The organism is Streptomyces sp. DSM 42067 (genome assembly GCF_055792885.1).
This window is the reverse complement of record NZ_CM147706.1, coordinates 5,966,321-5,989,270: the sequence shown is the minus strand read 5'-3', so window position 1 is coordinate 5,989,270 and position 22,950 is coordinate 5,966,321. Positions and strand designations below refer to the sequence as shown.

13 protein-coding genes are annotated in these 22,950 nt (G+C 72.3%); 4 read left to right on the top strand and 9 right to left on the bottom strand.

All coding sequences use genetic code 11. The annotated features are described in order from the left end of the window. The first annotated feature begins 73 nt into the window (after nt 1-73). On the top strand, nt 74-331 hold the full coding sequence (locus ACSMXV_RS27355; RefSeq protein WP_181868128.1) for a mycoredoxin: 258 nt from the start codon (nt 74-76) through the stop codon (nt 329-331). A 68-nt stretch (nt 332-399) separates the two neighbouring features. Here ACSMXV_RS27355 and nudC read toward each other — a convergent pair whose 3' ends face one another. The 5 genes from nudC to ACSMXV_RS27330 all read right to left on the bottom strand — a co-directional run bounded on the left by nudC (nt 400) and on the right by ACSMXV_RS27330 (nt 11,590). Next, nucleotides 400-1,350 carry an NAD(+) diphosphatase gene (gene nudC / locus ACSMXV_RS27350; RefSeq protein WP_473173877.1) on the bottom strand — a complete coding sequence of 317 codons (951 nt, stop codon included), beginning with the start codon at nt 1,348-1,350 and terminating at the stop codon, nt 400-402. Between the two features lie 180 nt (nt 1,351-1,530). After that, nucleotides 1,531-2,943 carry a dipeptidase gene (locus ACSMXV_RS27345; RefSeq protein ID WP_473173876.1) on the bottom strand — a complete coding sequence of 471 codons (1,413 nt, stop codon included), beginning with the start codon at nt 2,941-2,943 and terminating at the stop codon, nt 1,531-1,533. A gap of 10 nt (nt 2,944-2,953) precedes the next feature. Beyond that, the gene (locus ACSMXV_RS27340; RefSeq protein ID WP_473173875.1) at nt 2,954-6,796 is read right to left on the bottom strand and encodes an ATP-dependent helicase; all 3,843 of its coding nucleotides are present in this window, start codon (nt 6,794-6,796) and stop codon (nt 2,954-2,956) included. 162 nt (nt 6,797-6,958) lie between these two features. After that, nucleotides 6,959-10,816 (bottom strand): ATP-dependent helicase, encoded by a 3,858-nt coding sequence (locus ACSMXV_RS27335; RefSeq protein ID WP_473173874.1) that lies wholly within the window; start codon nt 10,814-10,816, stop codon nt 6,959-6,961. A gap of 381 nt (nt 10,817-11,197) precedes the next feature. Continuing rightward, a complete protein-coding gene (locus ACSMXV_RS27330; protein WP_473173873.1) occupies nt 11,198-11,590 on the bottom strand; it encodes an MGMT family protein in 393 nt (130 codons plus the stop codon). Between the two features lie 173 nt (nt 11,591-11,763). On the opposite strand from ACSMXV_RS27330, the gene ACSMXV_RS27325 reads away from it, so the two are divergent. The 3 genes from ACSMXV_RS27325 to ACSMXV_RS27315 all read left to right on the top strand — a co-directional run bounded on the left by ACSMXV_RS27325 (nt 11,764) and on the right by ACSMXV_RS27315 (nt 18,187). After that, the gene (locus tag ACSMXV_RS27325) at nt 11,764-14,676 is read left to right on the top strand and encodes a lysylphosphatidylglycerol synthase domain-containing protein (protein ID WP_473173872.1); all 2,913 of its coding nucleotides are present in this window, start codon (nt 11,764-11,766) and stop codon (nt 14,674-14,676) included. A 234-nt stretch (nt 14,677-14,910) separates the two neighbouring features. Next, nucleotides 14,911-16,458 carry an alpha/beta hydrolase gene (locus ACSMXV_RS27320; protein WP_473173871.1) on the top strand — a complete coding sequence of 516 codons (1,548 nt, stop codon included), beginning with the start codon at nt 14,911-14,913 and terminating at the stop codon, nt 16,456-16,458. A 190-nt stretch (nt 16,459-16,648) separates the two neighbouring features. Continuing rightward, on the top strand, nt 16,649-18,187 hold the full coding sequence (locus tag ACSMXV_RS27315) for an alpha/beta hydrolase (RefSeq protein ID WP_473173870.1): 1,539 nt from the start codon (nt 16,649-16,651) through the stop codon (nt 18,185-18,187). A 158-nt stretch (nt 18,188-18,345) separates the two neighbouring features. On the opposite strand, the gene moeZ is transcribed toward ACSMXV_RS27315, so the two are convergent. The 4 genes from moeZ to ACSMXV_RS27295 form a co-directional block, all read right to left on the bottom strand. Further along, nucleotides 18,346-19,524 carry an adenylyltransferase/sulfurtransferase MoeZ gene (gene moeZ, locus ACSMXV_RS27310; protein ID WP_181655359.1) on the bottom strand — a complete coding sequence of 393 codons (1,179 nt, stop codon included), beginning with the start codon at nt 19,522-19,524 and terminating at the stop codon, nt 18,346-18,348. 62 nt (nt 19,525-19,586) lie between these two features. Then, nucleotides 19,587-20,387 (bottom strand): spherulation-specific family 4 protein, encoded by an 801-nt coding sequence (locus ACSMXV_RS27305; RefSeq protein WP_473173869.1) that lies wholly within the window; start codon nt 20,385-20,387, stop codon nt 19,587-19,589. Further along, nucleotides 20,375-21,340 (bottom strand): NAD-dependent epimerase/dehydratase family protein, encoded by a 966-nt coding sequence (locus tag ACSMXV_RS27300; RefSeq protein ID WP_473173868.1) that lies wholly within the window; start codon nt 21,338-21,340, stop codon nt 20,375-20,377. Before ACSMXV_RS27300 ends, ACSMXV_RS27305 begins: the two co-directional genes overlap by 13 nt. A 181-nt stretch (nt 21,341-21,521) precedes the next feature. Beyond that, entirely contained in the window at nt 21,522-22,892 is a 1,371-nt protein-coding gene (locus ACSMXV_RS27295) for a hypothetical protein (protein WP_473173867.1), read from the bottom strand. Nucleotides 22,893-22,950: the final 58 nt, after the last annotated feature.

The window sequence follows — 22,950 nt, the reverse complement described above, 5'->3', positions numbered from 1 at the left end:
GTTGCCCGTGTCACGTACGTTCCTCTCACTGCAAGCAGACCTACGAGCAACACGACAAGGGAGCGCGAGAGACATGCAGGGTTCCGTGACGATGTACAGCACGACGTGGTGCGGTTACTGCCGTCGGCTGAAGAGCCAGCTTGACCGCGAGGGCATCGCGTACGCGGAGATCAACATCGAGCAGGACCCGCAGTCCGCGGCGTTCGTCGAGAAGGCGAACGGCGGGAACCAGACGGTTCCCACCGTATCGATCGTTCCCGTCTCGGGCGGCGAGCCGGTGGTCATGACGAACCCGAGCCTCGCGCAGGTGAAGCAGGCCCTCGGCGTCTGAGGACGGGCCGTGGGCCGGCCGGGGCGGCGATGGCTGCACCGGCCCTACAGCGCCCGCGTCGACGTCGGCTAGGCGACAGGGCCGGGCCGTGTCGGCAGGGGCTTGCCGTACCAGAGCTCGATCAGGCGGGCCGCTATCGAGATCCCGTAGGGGGGCAGGACCTCCCCGGACTCGAAGGCGGCCCGCAGCTCGTCCCGGGAGAACCAGCGCGCCTCGTGGATCTCCTCGCCGTCGACGTCGATCTCGGACGAGGTGGCGCGGGCCATGAAGCCCAGCATGAGGCTGGAGGGGAAGGGCCAGGGCTGGCTTGCGACGTATTCGACGTCGCCGACTGTGATGCCTGCCTCTTCGAGTACCTCACGGCGTACCGACTGCTCTATCGACTCGCCGGGTTCGACGAAGCCGGCGAGGGTCGAGAAGCGGCCTTCCGGCCAGTGGACCTGGCGGCCTAGCAGTGCGCGGTCCTCGTCGTCGGTCACGAGCATGATCACGGCGGGGTCGGTGCGCGGGTAGTGCTCGGCGCCGCAGGCGGGGCAGCGGCGGATGTGGCCGGCGGCGGCGATGACGGTGCGTTCGCCGCAGCGGGAGCAGAAGCGGTGGAGGCGCTGCCAGTTCTCCAGGGCGACGGCGTGCACCATGAGGCCGGTGTCGCGGGGGGACAGCAGGAGGCCCGCTTCGCGGAGGCCCGCGGGGCGTGCGGACTGGTCCATGCGGCCGGGCAGGGAGTCCTTCTGCAGGGCGAAGTAGCTGACGCCGTCGTCATCGGTGCCCAGGAAGTAGCGGTGGGCTTCGGTGAGGGGGGCTTCGAAGGACGGCGTGGTGACGAGTTCCGTGGTGCCGTCCGGGGTCTCGTCGATGAGCACCTGACCGCCGGAGACGACGAAGACGCGGGTCGTCGGGTGGCTCCACGCCGCGGCCAGCCATGCCTCGTCGAGGCGGTGGTGGGCGGCGCGGTCGATGCCGCTCGGTGCGGTGAGGGCGAGCGGGCGGTTGCCGGTGCGGTCGGTCCAGGTGGTCACAGGTGCTTCCAACTCCCCCGATGGTTTGGGTGTTGCTGCGCGGCGGTTGAGCAGGAGGTTCGGCGGGCCGGGGTGCGGCGGGCCGTGGGCGTGCGGACGTGTGTTCCCAGTGTGCCTGGCGTCGGCTGCTGGGCCCCCGGCAGGTGGTGCGGGCGCCTGCCCCGGTGGTTCACGGGAGCGTCAGCCTGCATCGCGCCAGTTCTCCGCGAGGTCCGCCCACAGGTATGCGGTGGTCTCGACGCCTTTGATGAGGAGGTCGAGCTCGACTTTCTCGTTGGGCGCGTGCCAGCCGTCGGAGGGCACCGAGATGCCGAGGAAGAGGACGGGTGCGGCGAGTACGTCCTGCAGGTCCGCGGCCGGTCCGGAGCCGCCCTCGCGGGTGAAGAGGATCTCCTGCCCGAACGCGCGCCCCATGGCGCGTACGAGGGACTGGAGGGCCGGGTGGTCGAGCGGCGTGAGGCACGGGCGCGTGGCGCCGCCGAAGGTGATCTCGTGCCGGATGCCGGCGGGGAGCTGTTCGGCGACCCAGGCGCGTACGGCCTTTTCGATGTGGTCCGGGTCCTGGCCCGCGACCAGCCGGAAGGAGAGCTTGAGCATCGCGGAGGACGGGATGATCGTCTTGCCGCCGGGGCCCTGGTAGCCGCCGCCGATGCCGTTGACCTCGGCGGTGGGGCGGGCCCAGATGCGCTCCAGGGTGGTGTGTCCGGCCTCGCCGTGGGTGGCGTACGACTTGGCCGTGCGCAGCCACTGTTCTTCGTCGAAGGGCAGCTCGGCGAAGAGTTCACGCTCGTGGGGCGTGAGTTCCTTGATGCCGTCGTAGAAGCCGGGGATCGCCACGCGCGCGTGGTCGTCGTGGAGAGCCGCGACGAGGCGGGCGGCGGCGGTGGCGGGGTTCGGTACGGCGCCGCCGAAGGAGCCCGAGTGGATGTCCTGGTCGGGGCCGTGGAGCTGGATCTCGCAGTCCGCGAGGCCGCGCATGCCCGTGCAGACGGTGGGTGTGGTCTCGGACCACATGCCGGTGTCGGAGACGATCACCGCGTCCGCGGCGAGGCGGTCGGCGTGCTCCTCCACGAGGGCACGGAAGTGCGGCGAGCCGGACTCCTCCTCGCCCTCGATGAGGAGCTTCAGGTGGACGGCGGGGGTGGCGCGGCCGGTCGCGGCGAGGTGGGCCCGTACACCGAGTGTGTGGAAGAACACCTGCCCCTTGTCGTCGGCCGCCCCGCGCGCGTGGAGGCGGTTTCCGCGGACGACCGGTTCGAAGGGGTCGGTGTCCCAGCCGTCCTCGCGGGCGGCGGGCTGCACGTCGTGGTGGCCGTAGACCAGCACGGTGGGCGCCCCGGCGTCGTCCGATGGCCATTCGGCGTAGACGGCGGGTGCGCCTGCGGTCTCCCAGACCTCGGCGACCGGGAATCCGGTCTCCTTGAGCTTCGCGGCGAGCCAGTCGGCGCTGCGCCGTACGTCGCCCGCGTGGTCGGGCTGGGCCGAGACGGACGGGATGCGCAGCCACTCGGCGAGATCGTCGAGGAAGGCCTCACGGTGGTGCTGGATGTACGTACGGACGGCGCTGACGGCACTGTCAACGGGCTTGCTCATGCTCACGACCTTATCGGCCCACGTGGGCGGGCTCGTCCGGCGGTTCCTCCGGGGACGCTTCCCGGGGCTCGTCGAGGGCCGCGTTCCGGGGTTCGCCGGGGGCTTGTCCGGGCGGTGCCGCGGGCTCCCCGCCACGGGGGTCCGCGGAGGTGCGCCCGGGCGCTTCCTGGGACGCCGGATCCCGGTCCCCCGGCTCCGGCCGCGCGAGCAGGATGCGTTCCAGCTCGGCGCGGCCGGGAAGACGGTGGGGGCGAACGCTCTCCCCGCTGCGCACATGGACGAACGCGGCCTGTACGGACTCGAGCGGGACGCCGTGCTGCTCGGCCCAGGCCAGGCGGTAGACCGCGAGCTGGAGCGGGTCGCCGACGGCAGAGGCCACCGGGCTCGTACGGCCGGTCTTCCAGTCGATGATCTCGTACGTGGTGTCGTCGCCGTCGCCGTCCTTGTAGACGGCGTCGATGCGGCCGCGGATGACGCGGCCGGCGATCACCAGCTGCACGGGCACTTCGACGCGGTACGGGGTGCGGTGCGCGTACGGGGTGCGCTCGAAGGCCTCCTTGAGTGCCTCGAGGTCGCGTTCGTCGGCGATCTCCGCCTCGCTGCCGGGCAGCTCCTCCGGATCGAGCGGATCGAGCATCGGCAGGTGCAGCGCGTCGAAGCGGGTTTCCAGCCAGGCGTGGAAGCGCGTGCCGCGGCGCGCGGCGCGGCCCGGCGGGCGGGGCATGGGGCGGGCCAGGTCCTGTGCGAAGCCGTCCGGGTCGGCGGCGAGGCGCAGCAGCTGGGAGGCGGTGAGCGAGGACGGCACGGGGACGTCCCTGACGCCTTCCCGGGCCCGGAGGAGTTCACCCGTGAGGGCGTCCAGATCGCGGTCCCAGGAGGCGATGGTGCGGGCCTCCTCGGGGGTGTGGGCCTCCGGGGTGAAGACCTCCGGCAGGACCGTGGCGTCGCCGTCTGTGTCGGCGGGGTGCGGGCGGATGTCCGGCGGCGGCGACTGGTGCGGCACGCGCGCGTGGGCGGTGGCTTGGCTGGGGACGGTGGGACGCTCGGGCGTCCAGGAGTCCCAGTCGGCTGTGTCGTCCTCGGGGAAGACCTCCTCGGGAAAGACCTCCTCAGGGACGTCCCGCTCCGGGGAGTCCCCTTCCGGGATATCCCCCTCGGGGAAGTCTCCGTCCTCGTACGGGGGCTCGTCGTCCTCGGGCGGAGGGGGCCATTCCGGGTCGTCGTACGCGGATGCGGCGTCGTGCGCGGTCGGGACGCTGTACGCCGCCGGGTGCGCCTCAGCGTGGGCGCGGGCGGCCTCCGTGGTGCCCGCGCCCCCTGTGGGAGCGTCTGCGCCCCCCGTCTGCCGCTCCAGATACGCGAGCACCGTGGCGGCAGCCGCGCGGCGGCGGGCCGTTGCCGCCTCGTCCAGCGGGAGCGGCCAGGCGTGGTCGCCGGACGTCTGCCGCAGGGCCGGGTTCTCCTCGTCCTCGTCCGGTGCTTCGGCCCATGCCTCGATCTCGCCGTGGCCTGCCGCGCAGTGGTCGTGCAGGGCCTGGAGGAAGTCCGACGGTCCGCGTGGCTTCTTCTGGGACGGGCCCCACCAGTGGCCGGAGGCGAGCAGGAGGGAGCGGGGGCGGGTGAACGTGACGTAGCCGAGGCGGAGTTCCTCCGTGCGCTGGTGGTCCTTCATCGCCTCGTGGAAGGCCTTCATGCCCTTCGCGTCCCAGGCCTGGATGTCGGGCAGCGTGGCCGCGTCGCCGCGCAGGGCGTGGGGCAGGACCTTGCCCTGGGCGGTCCACTTCTCGCGGCCCTGGGTGCTGGGGAAGGTACCCGTGACCAGGCCCGGAACGGCGACGACGTCCCATTCCAGCCCCTTGGACTTGTGGGCGGTCAGGACCTTGACCGTGTTCTCGCCGCCGGGAAGGGCGTTGTCGAGCCCCTTCTCGTACTGGGCGGCGGTACGGAGGAAGCCGAGGAACGCGAGCAGGCTCGCCTCGCCCTCGTTGGCGGCGAAGGACGCGGCTATGTCGAGGAAGTTCGACAGCGTTTCCCGGCGTCGGGCGGCCAGCGCGTGGGGTGAGGCGGAGAGTTCGACCTCAAGGCCGGTGACGGCCAGGACGCGGTGCAGTACGTCCATCAGCGGGTCGGACAGGGAGCGGCGCAGGTCGCGCAGTTCGGCGGCGAGGCGCGCGAACCGTACGCGTGCGTCCGCCGAGAAGGGCAGCCCGTCGTCGTCCCCTGCCGCGCCATCCGCGTCGAACGGGGTCTCCAGGAACGTGTCCAGTGCGTCGGCGAGCGATATGACCTCGGCCGGATCGACGCCCTCGACGGCTTCGGCGAGCCGCCGGTCGGGATCGTCCTGGTCCCCCACGCGTGCGTGCGCGACGAGGAGGCGGGCGCGGCGGCCCAGGAGGGCGAGGTCGCGGGGGCCGATGCGCCAGCGGGGGCCGGTCAGCAGCCGTACGAGGGAGGCGTTGGCGCCCGGGTCCTGGAGGACCTCGCAGACGGCGACGAGATCGGCGACCTCCGGCAGATGAAGCAGCCCGGACAGGCCCACGACCTCGACGGGGATCTCGCGGGCGACGAGGGCTCCTTGGATCTCGGCGAAGTCGGCCGCCGTGCGGCACAGCACGGCGATCTCGCCGGGCGCCTTGCCCGTGCGGACGAGGTGGGCGATCGAGTCCGCGAGCCAGTCGATCTCCTCGGCGTGGGTGCGCAGCAGGGCGCAGCGCACGACGCCGTCCCGCTCGGCGCCGGGTGCGGGCCGCAGGGCCTCCACGCCCGCGTGCATCGCGCGCAGGGGCTCGGCGAGGCCGTTGGCGAGGTCGAGGAGGCGGCCGCCGCTGCGGCGGTTCTCGCTCAGCGCGAAGCGGGTGGCGGGCCGGCCGTCGGCCCCCGGGAAGTGCTCGGGGAAGTCGTCGAGGTTGGCGACGGAGGCGCCGCGCCAGCCGTAGATCGCCTGGCAGGGGTCACCGACGGCGGTCACGGGGTGGCCGGTGCCGCCGCCGAACACGCCCGCCAGCAGGATCCGCTGGGCGACCGACGTGTCCTGGTACTCGTCGAGCAGCACGACGCGGAACTCGTCGCGCAGGATCGCGCCGACCTCGGGCCGTGTGCTGGCCAGTGTCGCGGAGAGGGCGATCTGGTCGCCGAAGTCGAGGAGGTCGCGGTCGCGTTTGGCCGCCCGGTAGCGCGCCACGAGCTCGGCCAGTTCCCGCCGGGCCTCGGCCGCCTCGGGGACTTTGCGCAGGTCGGCGTTGGTGAGCTTCGCGCGCCCCAGGGTGTGCAGCAGCTCGGCGTCGTACGCCCGCAGCTCCTCGGGGCGTACAAGATGCTCGGCGAGCTCGGCGTCGAGCGCCAGCAGATCGCTGACGAGGTCCGGGAAGGAGCGGGTCAGCGCCGGATAGGGGCCCGGCGCCTCGCGCAGCACGCGCGCGGCGAGCTGGAAGCGGGTGGCGTCGGCCAGCAGCCGGGCCGTGGGCTCCACGCCGATGCGCAGTCCGTGGTCGGTGAGCAGGCGGCCCGCGAAGGCGTGGTACGTGGAGATGACGGGCTCGCCCGGCGGGTTGTCGGGGTCGATGACGTCGGGATCGGTGACCCCCGCCTTGATCAGTGCTTTCCGTACGCGCTCGGCCAGCTCGCCGGCGGCCTTGTTGGTGAAGGTCAGGCCGAGGACCTGCTCCGGGGCGACCTGGCCGGTGCCGACGAGCCACACCACGCGTGCCGCCATCACGGTCGTCTTGCCGGACCCGGCTCCGGCCACGATCACCTGCGGAGCGGGCGGTGCGGTGATGCACGCCATCTGCTCCGGGGTGAACGGAATCCCGAGGAGCTCCTTGAGCTGCTCGGGGTCAGTGATACGGGCCGACACCTCAGAGAGGCTAGCCGCGCCCGCTGACAGCCCGGACCGCTTCTGCCGCCCTGGCCGGAAGAAGCGCAGGTCAGCGCGTGTGGTGCGGTATGTCACTCCGGTTGCGGACCACCGCCTCACCCCTCGTGCGAACGCCGCGTCACCCTGGTGCGACCCGCTGCGTCACTCGACCACGTGCCGTCCCTCGGGGCGTGCGCTGCACGAGGCGCGGAATGCGCAGTGCGTGCAGTGCTGGCCGGCGGCGGGGGTGAAGCGTTCGTCGAGGACCTTGCCCGCGGCGGTGGCCAGCAGGTCGCCGACCCAGTCGCCGGAAAGCGGCTTCTGATCCTGGACCTTGGGGAAGTCCTCGCCGCCGTTCTTCCTGATGGCGCCTTGACGCAACTGGACGAGTTCGGCACCGCCCGGTTCGGGTCGCTCGCCGTCGAAGAACTCATCGACGGCGCCTTCGCGGACGGCCAGCTGGTAGACGGCGAGCTGGGGGTGGCGGGCCACGTCGGCGGTACTCACCGATTGTTTGCCGGTCTTGAAGTCGACGACGTACGCGCGGCCTTCCGCGTCCTGTTCGACGCGGTCCATGGAGCCCCGGATGCGTACTTCGTAGGAGCCCGCCTCGAGGGTCACGTCGAAGTCGTGTTCGCTTGCGACCGGGGTCCGGCCCCCGCGGTCTGTCACATGCCACTGGAGGAAGCGTTCGAGCGCCACGCGCGCGTGCTCTTTCTCCTGCGCGGACTTCCAGGGCGCGTCGAAGGCGAGCGCGTCCCACACCGAGTCGAGGCGCTCCATGAGGACGGCGAGGTCGGCCGGCGTACGGCCGGAGGCGACCTCATCGGCCAGGACGTGCACGACGTTGCCGAAGCCCTGGGCGGCGGTCGCAGGCGCGTCGGCCTTCACCTCACGGCCGAGGAACCACTGCAGGGCGCAGGTGTTGGCGAGCTGGTCGAGGGAGCTTCCGGAGAGTACGACGGGCTGGTCGCGGTCCCGCAGCGGCACCTTGCTCTGCGTGGGGTCGTACATGCCCCACCAGCGGTACGGATGCGCGGACGGTACGAGCGGCCTGCCGTCCTCGTCGGTGAGTGCGGCGAGGCGGGCCAGGCGCCGGGCGGCTGCCTCGCGGAGTGGCTCGGAGACGCGCGGGTCGACCGTGGTGACGCGCAGTTCGGCGACCAGGGCAGCGACGGACAACGGGCGGCGGGGGCGGCCGGTGACGTCCTTGGGTTCGACGCCGAACTCGGTGAGGAAGCGCGAGGGCTGGTCGCCGTCGTCCGCGGGCGCCTTCACGGCGGTCACGACGAGGCGTTCCCGCGCGCGCGTGGCGGCCACGTAGAACAGGCGGCGCTCCTCGGCGAGGAGCGCGCCGGGAGTGAGCGGCTCTGCGAGGCCGTCGCGTCCGATGCGGTCGGCCTCCAGGAGGGAGCCGCGGCGGCGCAGGTCGGGCCACAGGCCCTCCTGCACGCCCGCGACGACGACGAGCCGCCACTGAAGGCCCTTGGAGCGGTGGGCGGTCATCAGGCGTACGGCGTCGGGCCGTACCGCCCTGCCGGCGAGCGTGTCCGCGGCGATGTCCTGCGCCTCGATCTCCTCGAGGAAGTTGAGGGCTCCGCGGCCGCCGGTGCGCTCTTCGGCACGAGCGGCCGTCGCGAACAGCGCGCACACCGCGTCGAGGTCGCGGTCCGCGTTGCGCCCCGCGGCGCCGCCGCGGCGTGCGGTCCGCTCGAGCCGCCGTGGCCACGGGGTGCCGTCCCAGAGCTCCCACAGGGCCTCTTCCGCGGTTCCCCCGCCCGCGAGGAGCTCCCGCGCCTTGCGCAGCAGAGCGCCCAGGCGCTGGGCCCCGCGCGCGTACGACGGGTCGTGCGCGGCGAGGCGCTCGGGCTCGGCGAGGGCGCGCGCGAGCAGCGCGTCGGAGGGCGGCGGCACATGGTTGCCGCCGGCCCGCTCCTCCTCGCGCAGGGCGCGGCCCAGACGGCGTAGATCGGCGGCGTCCATGCCGGCGAGGGGTGAGGTGAGGAGGGTGAGCGCGGTCTCGGTGTCGAGCCAGGGCGGGCTGGGCGCGCCGGACGCGCCAGCCGCGACGTGCGCGGGCGACTGCCCGGGTGCGGCGGGCGCGGGCGACTGCCCGGGTGCGGCGGGCGCGGGCGACTGCCCGGGTGCGGCGGGCGCGGGCGACTGCCCGGGTGCGGCGGGCGCGGGCGACTCTCCGGGTGCGGCGGGCGCGGGCGACTCTCCGGGTGCGGCGGGCGCGGGCGACTCCCCGGGCTCCTCGGGCGCGGCCGACCGCTCGGCAGCGGGCGGCTCCTGAGGCGCGTCCGAAGCGGGGGGCTCCTGGGACGCCTCGGCAACGGGCGGATCCTCGGGCGCGCCGGGCTCCTCGGGCGCACCCTGCTCGCCCTGTGCCAGCGCCGCCGTCGCCACCGCCCTGAGGGCGGTGAGCAGCGGGGTGACCGCCGGTTCGTGGCGCAGCGGGAGGTCGTCGCCGTCGATGTCGAGCGGTACGCCTGCCGTGGTCAGGGCGCGGCGTACCGAGGGGATGGTGCGAGAACCGGCGCGCACCAGGACGGCCATCTCGCTCCAGGGGACGCCGTCCTCGAGGTGGGCCCGGCGCAGGATGTCCGCGATGTTGTCGAGCTCCGTGCCGGGCGTCGGATACGTGTAGACCTCGACGCGGCCGCCGTCCCGCACCGCGGTCAGCTCACGGTGCGCCCGCACCTTGTCGGCGGGCAGGCGTGTCAGCGGCATGCGCTGGGCGAGCAGCCGGGTGGCCGCGAGCAGTGCGGAACCCGAGCGGCGGGAGGTGCGCAGCACCTCCACGGGCGCCGGTGTGCCGTCCGCGCGGCGGAAGGTCTCCGGGAACTCCAGGATGCCGTTCACATCGGCGCCCCGGAACGCGTAGATCGACTGGTCCGGATCGCCGAACGCGACGAGCGTGCGGCCGGCCCCGCGCGCGCCAGCCCCACGCGCACCGTCGCCCCGCGCGCCAACCCCGCGCGCACCATCGCCCCGCGCACCAGCCCCACGAGCACCACCGCCCCACGCGCCAGAGCCTCGTTCGACGCCAGCGCCCTGTTCGACGCCAGACCCCCGTGCGACACCAGACCCCCGCACATCGGCCCCCGGCACATCGGCCCCCCGCGCGCGGGCGCCCCCACGCAGTGGCGTCCCTCCGCCGTTCCCGGCCAGCGCCCCCAGCAGCCGTACCTGCGCGGCATCGGTGTCCTGGTACTCGTCCACGAAGACCGCGTCATAGCGCGCGGACAGCTCGTCCGCGACGTCGGGCCGCTGGGCGAGCAGCACCGCGCGGTGCACCAGTTCCGCGTAGTCGAGGACTCCCTGCATGTCGAGTACGTCGAGGTACTCGGCGAGGAACGCGGCCGCGGCCCCCCAGTCCGGGCGGCCGATACGCGCGGCGAAGGCCGCCAGCGAGTCCGGCCCCAGGCCGAGCTCACGGCTGCGGGCCAGCACGGCGCGCACCTCGTCGGCGAAGCCCCGCGTCGTCAGGCAGGCGCGCAGCTCGTCCGGCCACCGGACATGGAGCAGCCCCTCCTGTGCGAGTGCGGCCTGGCCGGCCAGGAGTTCGCGCACCGTCACGTCCTGCTCGGGTCCGGAAAGCAGCCGCAGCGGCTCCACGAACATCTCGGCGTCCTGATAGGCCCGTACGAGTGCGTAGCAGAATGAATGGAAGGTGGTGGCCTGCGGGGCGCTTGCGGCTCCGATGCGCAGCGCCATACGGTCGCGCAGCTCCACGGCCGCCTTGCGGCTGAAGGTCAGGACCAGGATGCGCTCCGGGTCGGTGCCTTTCGCGATCCGCGCGGCGACGGCCTCCACCAGGGTGGTGGTCTTGCCCGTGCCCGGTCCCGCCAGGACGAGCAGGGGACCGCCCGGATGGTCAACCACCGCGCGCTGTCGTGCGTCCAGACGAGGGGGATCCACCGGAGCCGGCGGGGTACGCACCAGTCGGTACGCGCCACGGGTCCCCTGTCGTACCTGGGGGTGCGACAGGCGCCGGGTGGAAGAAGAGGAGCTCACGTGGTTCGCCGGTCCTGGTGGATGTGCTGGTTGTGGGGCAGCAGCCGCACGGGTGGAGCGGTGGCTGCGTCGAGGGCGGTGAGCGCGAGGCGCTCCCGGCCGAGGGCGGGGGAAGGTCCCGGTGCCCGCGGCCCAAGTATCGCGGTCTCCGAAGGCGGCCCGGTTCCCCCGTACGGGCCACAGGTTCTCCGCGACGCCCCGGAATGCCGGAAGCTTTCTGGTGTGAACCCGCCTGTGTACCCCGGTTCCCTTTCCGGGGGAGCACTGCGAGCCGTCCTGGGTCCCTCCTTCCCAGGTGCCTGCTTCCCAGGTGCCTGCTTCCCAGGTGCCTGCGTCCCAGGTGCCTGCGTCCCAGGTGCCTGCGTCCCAGGTGCCTCGGTCCTAGGTGCCTCCTTCCTGGGTGGCTTCTTCGCCGTCCCATCTCGCGCGCCTCATGTCGATACGCGGCAGATGTCCGTCCGCCGAGCGGCCCGCCTCTCGCAGCGGGGTGCCCTCCGCGCGATAGTGCCCCAGCGCCTCGAGCTCGTGGCCGGGCAGCAGGGCTCCGTCCGCGCGCACCACGCGCCACCACGGCACCGCGCCTCCGTAGAGCGCCATCACACGGCCGACCTGGCGGGGACCTCCCTCCGCCAGCCACTCGGCCACGTCGCCGTACGTCATCACTCGGCCCGGCGGGATCAGCTCCGCGACCTCCAGCACCCGCTCCGCGTACTCCGGCAGCTCTCCCGCCGGGGGCTCCGGCAGGTCCCCCGCCGGGGGGCTCTCCTCGCTCATCCGACCCATCCTGCCGCACACCACCGACACCGTGACCGGGTCCTGACGGAGTGTGCACGCACAAGGGCCGAGCGGCGGAGCGGAGGGCTTCGGCGGGGCCTTGCTCCCCCGCAATGCACCCTGATGCCCACGTCTGTCGGCGGGGCATGCCACCATCGTGCGGGCGGTGTCTGGTGATACGAGATCAGGAAGAGACGACGGAGCAGCAGGGCGTGCACCCCGATGAGACGGCGGGCACCTCTGCGGATGCCTCGCGCCCGGAGACCGACCGGGACGCTGGTCAGGACACCGGACGCGGCTCTGACCAGGGCACTGGCCCGGACACCGCGGACGCCGCCGAACCGAGCCCGAAGACCAGCATGAAGAAGGCTCACGGCCCGGAGAAAACCCAGGAGACCTCGGGCAAGGCCGGCGCCCGGCACCAGACCACCGCAGGCCCCCGGCACCAGACCACCGACCCCCACGCCGAAGAGCTCGAGGGCGACGAACCGCTGCTCCCCGCGCGCGTGCACCGTCCCTCCGACCTGATGCGGCTGCTCGTCGGCATCCTGGCGATCGTCGTGGTGCTGGCGATCGCGGGGTTCGCGCACGGCACCACGACGGGGCTCGAGCAGGACATCAACAAGGGCACGGGCCAGGCGCCCGACCTGCTGATCAAGATCGCGGGTCTGGCGTCCAGCATCGCGATCCTCCTCGTGCCCGTCGCCTTCGCGATCGAGCGGTTGATCAAGCGGGACGGTCTGCGCATCGCGGACGGCGTCCTGGCGGCGGTGCTCGCACACGGCGTGACACTCGCCACCGACCTGTGGGTCGCGAGAGCCGCTCCCGACTCCATCCAGGACGCGCTGACCCAGCCGTCGCCGGGCGACATGAACGCCCTCACCGACCCGGTCCACGGCTATCTCGCCCCCGTCATCGCGTACATGACGGCCGTCGGCATGTCGCGCAGGCCGCGCTGGCGGGCGGTGCTGTGGGTGGTGGTGCTGCTCGACGCCTTCTCGATGCTCGTCACCGGCTACACGACGGCGTTCTCGATCATCCTGACGGTGCTCATCGGCTGGACCGTGGCGTACGGAACGCTGTACGCGGTCGGTTCCCCGAACGTCCAGCCGACCGGCCAGACCCTGCTCGCAGGCCTGCGGCACGTCGGATTCCACCCGGTCAGCGCGGCCCGCGTCGAGCCGCCGGACGCCGCCTCGGAGAACGGGGACCGCGGTCGGCGCTACTTCGTCACGCTGGAGGACGGCCCACCCCTGGACGTCACGGTGGTCGACCGTGAGCAGCAGGCGCAGGGCTTCTTCTACCGCGTATGGCGCAGGCTGACGCTGCGCGGCATCACGACCCGCAGAAGCCTGCAGTCGCTGCGCCAGGCACTGGAGCAGGAGGCCCTCCTCGCGTACGCGGCGATCGCGGCCGGCGCCAACGCCCCCCGGCTGATCGCGACGTCCGAGCTCGGCCCGGACGCGGTGATTCTCGTCTACGAGCACCTGGGCGGCCGCACCCTGGACGCGGTGCCGGACGAGGAGATCACCGACGAGCTGCTGCACGACACCTGGCGCCAGGTGCAGGCGCTGCAGTCGCGGCGTATCGCGCACCGGAGGCTCGCGGGGGACGCGATCCTGGTGGACCGTTCCGGCAAGGTGATGCTCACCGATCTGCGCGGCGGAGAGATCGCGGCCGGCGATCTGTTGCTGCGCATGGACATCGCGCAGCTGCTGACCACCCTCGGGCTGCGGGTGGGCGCCGAACGGGCGGTCGCCTCGGCGGTCGCCGTGCTGGGTCCTGACGCCGTCGCGGACTGTCTGCCGCTGCTGCAGCCGATCGCGCTGACCCGCACCCAGCGCGCGACGCTGCGCAGGCTGGCCCGCGAGCGCTCGCACCGCGAACGCGAGGCGGTCCTGGCAGCGGCCGCGACGGGCAAGGCGGCGTCCCCGGAGGAGGCGGAGGCCGCGGCAGACCGGTCTGTACTGGACAAACGGTCCGGTAAAGAGGGCGCCCGAGCCGAGAAGCACGCGGTCCGCGCGGCGAAACGCGCGGAGAAGCGGGCGATCGACGAAGCCCTGGAGGAGGCACGCGAGGAGGATCTGCTCACCCAGATCCGCCACCAGGTGCTGCTCATCAGGCCGCAGGCGCCCGTCGAACCGGCCCGCCTCGAACGGATCAGGCCGCGCACACTGGTCAGCTTCATGGCCGGGGCGATCGGTGCGTACTTCCTGCTGACGCAGCTGACCCACATCAACTTCGGCACGCTCTTCACCCAGGCCGAGTGGGGCTGGGTGGCAGCGGCCGTGCTGTTCGCGGCGCTCAGCTACTTCGCAGCGGCCATGAGCCTGCTGGGCTTCGTACCGGAGCGGGTGCCGTTCCTGAGGGCCGTGGCGGCGCAGGTCGCCGGGTCGTTCGTGAAGATCGTGGCGCCCGCGGCGGTGGGCGGTGTCGCCCTGAACACGCGCTTCCTGCAGCGCGCCGGGGTGCGGCCAGGGCTCGCGGTGTCGAGCGTCGGCGCGTCCCAGCTGGTCGGCCTGGGATCGCACATTCTGCTGCTGCTCGCCTTCGGCTATCTGACGGGTACGGAGAAGACGCCTTCGCTGTCGCCGTCCCGCACGGTCATCGCGGGCCTGCTGACGGTCGCGGTGCTGCTGCTGGTCGTGACGTCGATCCCGTTCCTGCGGAAGTTCGTGGTCACACGCGTGCGGTCGCTGTTCGCCGGTGTCGTGCCGCGCATGCTCGACGTACTGCAGAGGCCGCAGAAGCTGGTCACCGGAATCGGCGGTGTCCTGCTGCTGACCGCGTGCTTCGTGATGTGCCTGGACGCGTCGATCCGGGCCTTCGGCCACGACACGACGTCGCTGAGCCTCGCCAGTGTCGCCGTCGTCTTCCTCGCCGGTAACGCGCTGGGGTCGGCGGCGCCCACGCCCGGCGGTATCGGGGCGGTCGAGGGCGCGCTGACGTTCGGCCTGGTGGCGGTGGGGCTGCCGCTGGAGGTGGCGACGCCCGCGGTGCTGCTGTACCGCCTGCTGACGCTGTGGCTGCCGGTGCTTCCGGGCTGGCTGTTCTTCAACCATCTGACGCGCAAGGGTGCGCTCTGAGTGGAAAGGGTGTGCTCTGCCGCATAAGGGTGCGCTCCGAAAGACAAGGGGCGCGCTACGACACATAAGGGCGCGCTCTGAGGCGCCGGCCACCGCGGCTCACCGCCTCCCCCGCCGCTCACGGGCCGCCCGCCTCCCGCCCTCTCCCGACACCGCTCCCGGGCTCCCCCGCAACTCACCCGCACGGCCCGCGCCCCGCGCGCGGGAGGTTCGGTGCCGCCGCAGGATGAAGGCATGCCGAACCCAGCCCGTCTGCGTACTGCCGCCCTGCTCGCCACCGCCGCCCTGCTCTCCGTCACGGTCGCGGGCTGCACCGACGACAGTCCGAAGGACGAGGACCTGACGGCTCAGCAGCTGAAGTGGGCACCCTGCCCGGTCCCGTCGCCGCTGGAGGGCAGCAGTGAGTCCCCCTCACCGCTGCCGGGCGGCGACGAATGGGAGTGCGCCACCATGAAGGCGCCGCTCGACTGGAGCGACCCCAAGGGCGACACGATCGGCATCGCGCTCATCCGCGCCCAGGCCAGCGGCCCCAAGGAGAAACGGATCGGCTCCCTCGTCTTCAACTTCGGCGGCCCGGGAGGATCGGGCGTGACCGCGCTGCCCGCCTTCGGCGAGCAGTACACCAAGCTGCGCACCCGCTACGACCTGGTGAGCTTCGATCCGCGCGGCGTCGGCCGCAGCGCCCCCGTGGTGTGCGAGAACGACGAGCAGCTCGACGAGTTCTTCGAGCAGGACGGCACCCCCGACGACACCGCGGAGCAGACGGCGCTCCTCGACAACACCAAGTCGTTCAACGCCGCCTGTGAGAAGAACTCTGGCAAGATCATTCCCCATGTCCGCACCACGGACACGGCCCGCGACATGGACCTGATGCGCCAGGTCCTGGGCGACGACAAGCTGCACTACTTCGGCATCTCGTACGGCACGGAACTGGGCGGCGTCTACGCACATCTGTTCCCGAAGAGGGTGGGCCGTGCCGTGTTCGACGCCGTCGTCGACCCCACCGTGACGCCCGAGGAGAGCTCCCTCGGCCAGGCCGGCGGGTTCCAGCTCGCGCTCGACAACTACGCGAAGGACTGCACGTCCAAGGTCGAGGAATGCCCGGTCGGCGACACCGTGCAGGACGTGAAGGACCGCATCGCGAAGCTGCTGAAGGACCTGGAGGCCAAGCCGATCCCCGGCATCTTCCCGCGGGACCTGACCCAGACCTTCGCCATGAACGGCATTCTGCAGGCGCTGTACTCGAAGGACTTCTGGGAGTACCTCACCGAGGGGCTGCAGCAGGCGTACGAGGGCAACGGCCAGATCCTGATGTTCCTGTCGGACTCGCTGACCGGACGCAACGAGGACGGCGAGTACAGCAACCTCGTGCCGGCCAACGTCGCCATCAACTGCTCCGACGACAAGCCGCGCTACACCATGGCGGACGTGGAGGCGAACCTCCAGGAGTTCCGCAAGGAGTCCCCGATGTTCGGCGACTATCTCGCCTGGGGCCTGCTCGGCTGCACCGACTGGGCCGTCCCCGGAGCTGCCGACCACCCCGATGTGAGCGCGGCCGGGGCGGCGCCGATCCTGGTCATCGGCAACACCGGCGACCCGGCCACGCCGTACGAGGGCGCGCGCAGGATGGCCCAGGCACTGGGCAAGGGCGTCGGCGTGGAACTGACGTACAAGGGCCAGGGGCACGGCGCCTACGACAGCGGCAACACGTGCGTGACGGGCGCCGTGAACAACTATCTGCTCGACGGCTCGGTGCCGAAGGCGGGCACGGTCTGCGCGTGACGCCGGTGCGCGGTGCGCCTGTACGGCACGGTGGGCACTGTCCGCTCGTGAGCCGCTGCGCGCCGTGGCTGCCGTCAGCCCGCCACTGCCGCACTGCCACCGGCCGGTCGGGCCCGCCTGCCGTTGTCGGTGGCGCTGCCTACTATGGCCTGACAGTCGTTCGTGGGGCTTCGAGGGGGAAGGACGCGCCATGCCGCGCTTCGTACGGTCAGCAGCTCTGGCCGCCGCAGTACTGCTGGCGACCGGCTGCAGCGGCTCGGGCGGCACGTCGGAGGACGCGAAGCCGTCGGCGACCGCCCCTTCGTCCCCGGGCGCCGAGGGCTCGGACCTGCCGGCGTCCCTCACCTCCCAAAAGCTCGCCTGGGGCCGCTGCAAGGCGACCGCGGACGCTCCCGCCCCGGGCAGCCACTGGCAGTGCGCGACCCTGAAGGTGCCGCTGGATTACGCGAAACCGGACGGCGAGACGATCGACATCGCGCTCATCCGCGCCAGGTCCACGGGCGAGGGTGAGCGCATAGGCTCGCTGCTGTTCAACTTCGGCGGTCCGGGCGGTTCGGGCGTCTCGATGCTCCCGTCCTTCGCCGACCAGTACGCGACGCTGCGCGAGCGGTACGACCTGGTGAGCTTCGACCCGCGCGGGGTCGCCGCCAGCGAGGGTGTGCGCTGCCGCAGCGACAAGGAGATCCAGGCGGCCGAGTCGGTCGACCTGACGCCGGACACGGCGACGGAGGAGAAGAGGTACTTCAAGGACGCGGCCGAGTTCGGCGAGGGCTGCGAACGCGACGCGGGGAAGCTGCTGGCTCACGTCTCCACGGAGGAGGCCGCCCGCGACATGGACCTGATGCGCCAGGTCCTCGGCGACGACAAGCTGCACTACATGGGCATCTCGTACGGCACAGAACTGGGCGGTGTGTACGCACACCTGTTCCCAGGAAGGACGGGCCGCCTGGTGCTCGACGCCGTGGTGGACCCCAGCGTCGGCGCGGTGGGCCATGCCGAGAACCAGACCCGAGGCTTCCAGCGGGCCCTGGACAACTACCTGAAGTCCACCGGCCAGGACCCGAAGCAGGGCACACAGAAGATCGTGGATCTTCTCGAGCGAATAGACGCGAAGCCCCTGCCGACGTCGAGCGACCGTGAGCTCAACCAGACCCTCGCGACCACAGGGATCACGGTGACCTTGTACAGCCGGCAGTACTGGCCCGCGCTGACCAGCGCCCTCGAGTCGGCGGAGGCGGGCGACGGCACGGAACTGCTGGCGCTGGCCGACGCCTACAACGAGCGGGACCCGTCGGGGCACTACAGCACGCAGAGCCATGCCCAGCGTGCGATCTCCTGCCTGGACACCAAGGACCGCCCGACGCCCGAGGAGGCCGAGAAGCGGCTGGCCGAATTCCGGAAGATATCGCCGGTCTTCGGGGAGTTCCTGGGCTGGGACACGGCGGGCTGGTGCCACGACTGGCCCGTGCCGGGTCTGTACGACAGCCCTGAGGTGAGCGCACCGGGCGCCGCGCCGATCCTGGTCGTCGGCAACACGGGTGACCCCGCCACGCCGTACGAGGGCGCCCGCAAGATGGCTGACGAGCTGGGCGAGGGCGTCGGCGTGGAGCTCACCTGGAAGGGCGAGGGCCACGGCGCGTACGGAAGCGGAAGCGACTGCGTCGACGAGTCGGTGAACGACTACCTGCTGGACGGCACGGTGCCGAAGGACGGCAAGGTCTGCTCCTGACACCCGCGTCCCAGCGCCGCGTGCCTCGGCACACGGAGGGCCCCGCTTGGCACACGGAGGGAGCCTCGCTTGGCACACAGAAGGGGCCCCGCTCGCATGTCGCGAGCAAGGCCCCTTCCGGAGAGCGAGGCGTGCCAGGCCTGGTGGCCCGACGCGGCCTAGTAGACCGGCTTCTCGGGCTCGATCTGGTTGACCCAGCCGATCACACCGCCGCCGACGTGCACCGCGTCCGCGAAGCCCGCGGACTTCAGCACGGCGAGGACTTCCGCACTGCGGACACCCGTCTTGCAGTGCAGGACGATCTTCTTGTCCTGCGGGAGGTCCTGCAGGGCGTTGCCCATCAGGAACTCGTTCTTCGGGATCAGACGGGCGCCGGGGATCGAGACGATCTCGTACTCGTTCGGCTCGCGGACATCGATGATGTCGATGTTCTCGCCGTCGTCGATCCACTCCTTGAGCTGCTTGGGAGTGATCGTCGAACCGGCGGCCGCCTCCTGGGCCTCCTCGGACACGACGCCGCAGAAGGCCTCGTAGTCGATGAGCTCGGTGACGGTCGGGTTCTCACCGCAGACCGCGCAGTTCGGGTCCTTGCGGACCTTGACCTGGCGGTACTGCATCTCCAGGGCGTCGTAGATCATCAGGCGGCCGACGAGCGGCTCGCCGATGCCCGCGAGGAGCTTGATGGCCTCGTTGACCTGGATGGAGCCGATGGACGCGCAGAGCACACCCAGCACGCCGCCCTCGGCGCAGGAGGGGACCATGCCCGGCGGCGGGGGCTCCGGGTAGAGGCAGCGGTAGCAGGGGCCGTGCTCGGACCAGAAGACGGAGGCCTGGCCGTCGAAGCGGTAGATGGAACCCCAGACGTACGGCTTGTTCAGCAGCACGCACGCGTCGTTGACCAGGTAGCGGGTCGCGAAGTTGTCCGTGCCGTCGACGATCAGGTCGTACTGGCTGAAGATGTCCATCACGTTCTCGGCCTCGAGCCGCTCTTCGTGAAGGATCACGTTCACGTACGGGTTGATGCCCTTGACGGAGTCACGCGCGGACTCCGCCTTGGAGCGGCCGATGTCCGCCTGGCTGTGGATGATCTGGCGCTGCAGGTTCGACTCGTCGACCTCGTCGAACTCCACGATTCCGAGCGTGCCGACGCCGGCCGCGGCCAGGTACATCAGGGCCGGCGATCCGAGGCCGCCGGCGCCCACACACAGCACCTTGGCGTTCTTCAGCCGCTTCTGCCCGTCCATCCCGACATCCGGGATGATCAGGTGGCGGGAGTACCTGCGGACCTCGTCTACGGTGAGCTCAGCAGCTGGCTCGACCAGGGGTGGCAGCGACACGGGGACTCCGTTGGTCGGTATTACGGAAGGTTGTTCTGCGTGTAACACTGCCACGCCCCTCTTCATTCCGAGACAGGTGGTCCGAGCAGCGAGACGATTTCGTCCCAGTAGCCGGGCATGCCCGCCCAGGGATCGGCTGAGCCCGCGCGAGGGGTGCGATCGGTGAAGTAGATGGTCGACGCACCCTGCCAGCGTGCGATCCGCAGCGCCTCGTCGAGGTGGCCGCGGGGCACGCCGTGCACCAGGTGGCAGAAGCGTTCGGGCGGATGGTCGGCGGTCCACTCGGCCACCTGCGACCAGCGGTAGTCGCTCCACGACCCGGCGAAGGTCACCAGCTGGTCGGCGACCTCGGCGTAGCCCGGGTAGGGGTGGGTGCCGTGCCCGAACACGATGTGGGGCTCTTCGAGGAGTGCGCGTAGCGCGGCGACCGTCCGCCGTATCTCCGGCAGCGCGGCGCGCTCGGTCGGGCAGTGGTCGATGAGGAAGCCGTCGACCTGGTACCAGTCGAGATAGCGGTGCGCGTCGGAGACGAGCTCACCGAAGGCGCGGGCGCCGTATCGCGCGTCCAGGTGACCGAGAACACGCCCCGCGCCCGCCGGCCGGCGCCCGCCCTGCGCGGCGTCGCGTGCCTGCGCCCGTGCGGTGTTCCGCACCCGGCCCACGGCCTCCAGGCAGTGGGGGTCGGGCCAGACGCCCGGCCCGCCCGCGACATTCAGTACCACCCAGTGCAGGGGGGTGCCCGGGCGGGCGAGTTCGGCCCACTCCACGGGGGCGACGAGGGGGTGGGCGTAGCCGGGGATGCCGAACCCGAGACGTACGTCGGTGCTCGCGGTTCCCGTGGCGGTACTGGTCAGATACGGCATGCTGCCTCCATCCAGATGTCGGCGAGGGATTCCTCGAGGTTGATCCGGGGCCGCCAGCCGAGACGGTCGCGTGCAGTGCGCACATCGGCCTGCTGCCAGCTGCCGCAGCCGTCCGGATAGGGGAAGGCTGTGGCTGGCGGGGACGGGTGGTCGGGGTCGGGGCGGGGGTGCCCGAGGACCGGCCGCACCGGACCGGGCGGTGTGTCGAGTTCGTGCAGCGCACCGCCGTAACCGGCCACCCGGGCGAGGACGGCGGCGGCGTCCCGCAGCCGCACGGCGCGCCCCGAGCCGATGTTGACGACGCCCTGGGCGGCTGACAGGGAGGCGGCGTGTACGGCGCGCGCCACATCACGTACGTCGACGAAGTCGCGTTGTACGCCGAGTCCGCCGAGTTTGAGCTCGCCGTCGCCGGACTGCATGGCGCGGCGCATGGCCTCGGCGAGCCGGCCGAGCGGGGATCCGGCGGGCGTACCCGGCCCGGCGGGCGAGAACACGCGCAGCACCACCGCGTCGAGCCCCGACCCGAGGACCAGCTCGGTCGCGGCGAGCTTGCTGACGCCGTACGGGCCGCCAGGGCGCGGTACGGCGTCCTCGGCGGTGGACGATCCGGGCTGGCTCGGCCCGTACTCGGCGCCGCAGCCGATCTGTACGAGCCGCGCCGCGCAGCCGCTGCGCCGCATGGCCTCGCAGACGGTGGCGACGGCGACGGTGTTGTGCCGGGTCAGCTCCCGCGCGCCGCCTCGGGTGGCGCCCGCGCAGTTGATGACGACCCCTGGGTGCACGGCGTCCAGGAAGCGGGTGAGCGCGCCGGGGCTGCCGCTGGCGAGGTCGAACCGCACGTCCGCGTCATCGCCGCGGCCGAGCGTGGTGAGCTGGACGGCCGGGTCGGCCACCAGCCGGTCGGCGACGAACCGTCCGAGGTATCCGTTGGCTCCGATCAGCAACACCCTCATCGGGCGGCTCCTGGGACGGACTCTCCAGGGAGGGTGGTGGTCATCTGGGCTTCTCCTTCGGGGTCTTGCCTTGGGTCGAGGGGTCCCGCGGTGCGGACACCGCGGGCGGAGGGTGAGGCAGGTGCAGACGGGTGTGGCGCCGGGTCCGGGCCGCAGGTGCGGGAAGCCGCGCGCGGGCGGCTCACGACGCGTCCTCGGGCGTCGCATGGGCGGACGCGGCCGCCAGCCCCCGGACCGCGTGGATCAGCAGCATCAGAGCCGCGACCCCGCAGACGGCGGCTGGGACGAGTCCGGGCCCTCCGGCGTCGACGGCGGCTTCGACGGGAGCGGCCAGGACGGAGCAACCGGGCACGCGTCCCGCGAACGCCGAGGCCAGGGCCAGCATCTCCAGGCCGCCCGCAGCGCCGAGCACGGCGGCGGGAACGTGGCCGGCACCGTGCACGGCGAGGAGCCGGGCGAGCAGCAGCAGTGCACCGAGGGCACCGGCTCCCGCGTATGCGGGGGCCTCGCCGAGAACCGCCCCGGACAGCCCGAGCAGCGCACCCAGCGCGGTAAAGAACAGCGCGAAGATGCCGAGCAGCAGGGGCCGTACGGCCGCGCCGAACTCGTCCAGGCCACGGCTGAGGGCCAGTTTGCTCCGGGCCTTGGCCGCGAAGAGGTACGCGCCCCAGGTGGCGGGTGCCACGGCGAGCGCGAGGCCGAGGGCAGGCGCCGTGGCAAGTGGCAAGGGCTCGTCGGGCCCGCCCGCGAGGGCGGCTGTCAGCAAGCCGTCGCCGCACACCGCGTACGCGATGAGCCAGCACGTCCACGCGCGCGTGGCGGTCCCCGTACGTCCCGGCGAGCGCAGTGGTCCGTGGCGGAGCGCGAGACACAGGGTGGCCGTGACGGCGATGGCGCCACCGATGCCGACCGCCAGCCGGAGTTGCCCCCCGAGGAAGTGCATCCCGGCGACCACGAGGACGCACACGGCGCCGGGCAGCAGTGCCATCGCGGCCCATCCGGCGCGTTCCTCGGGCGCGCCGGGCGCCGTGGGTGCCTCGGCGGGCTCGCCGGCGCGCGGCACGCGCGCGTACATCTCCTCGGCGAGCGAGAAGACGTCCCTGTGCCGGAATCGTGCGGCCGTCCGGTCGGTCACGCCATGTGCCTCGAGCCCGGCGGCGATCTCCAGCGGGTCAATGGCCTGCTCGCAGAGCTCGCGGTGCTGGTGCATCAGGCCCTTGACGGGGTCGACGGCCCGGCGCCGGGCGCCGTCGGGCCGCCGTTCGCTCCGGTCCTGACGCCCGTCGCGCGGCGCGTCGCGTCCCTCGGTACGGGCTGCGGTGCGAGAGGGACCGCCACGACGACCGCCGTCGCCGTCGCCGGCCCCGTCGCGGAGGGCCCGGTCAGTGGTGCTCCAGCTGTGGCTGCCGTCATCCGAGGGAGCATCTCCAGAACCCGTGGACACCGGACCGCGCGCCTCGGCCGAACCGCGTCGGATCAGTTCGCCGCCATCCACCGCAGCCCTGGAACGGCCCGCTGCCGTCGCCATGGATTCGCCCTCCGCCGCAGACATGGCGTCGCCCTTCGCTGGAGACACCGCGTCACCCTTCGCCGGAGACACGGGTTCGCCT

Coding starts and splice junctions, on each gene's coding strand:
- ACSMXV_RS27295 (WP_473173867.1), bottom strand. CDS start 22,892: ATGTCTGCGGCGGAGGGCGAATCCATGGCGACGGCAGCGGGCCGTTCC.
- ACSMXV_RS27345 (WP_473173876.1), bottom strand. CDS start 2,943: ATGAGCAAGCCCGTTGACAGTGCCGTCAGCGCCGTCCGTACGTACATC.
- ACSMXV_RS27330 (WP_473173873.1), bottom strand. CDS start 11,590: ATGAGCGAGGAGAGCCCCCCGGCGGGGGACCTGCCGGAGCCCCCGGCG.
- ACSMXV_RS27315 (WP_473173870.1), top strand. CDS start 16,649: ATGCCGCGCTTCGTACGGTCAGCAGCTCTGGCCGCCGCAGTACTGCTG.
- ACSMXV_RS27305 (WP_473173869.1), bottom strand. CDS start 20,387: ATGCCGTATCTGACCAGTACCGCCACGGGAACCGCGAGCACCGACGTA.
- ACSMXV_RS27300 (WP_473173868.1), bottom strand. CDS start 21,340: ATGAGGGTGTTGCTGATCGGAGCCAACGGATACCTCGGACGGTTCGTC.
- ACSMXV_RS27320 (WP_473173871.1), top strand. CDS start 14,911: ATGCCGAACCCAGCCCGTCTGCGTACTGCCGCCCTGCTCGCCACCGCC.
- ACSMXV_RS27355 (WP_181868128.1), top strand. CDS start 74: ATGCAGGGTTCCGTGACGATGTACAGCACGACGTGGTGCGGTTACTGC.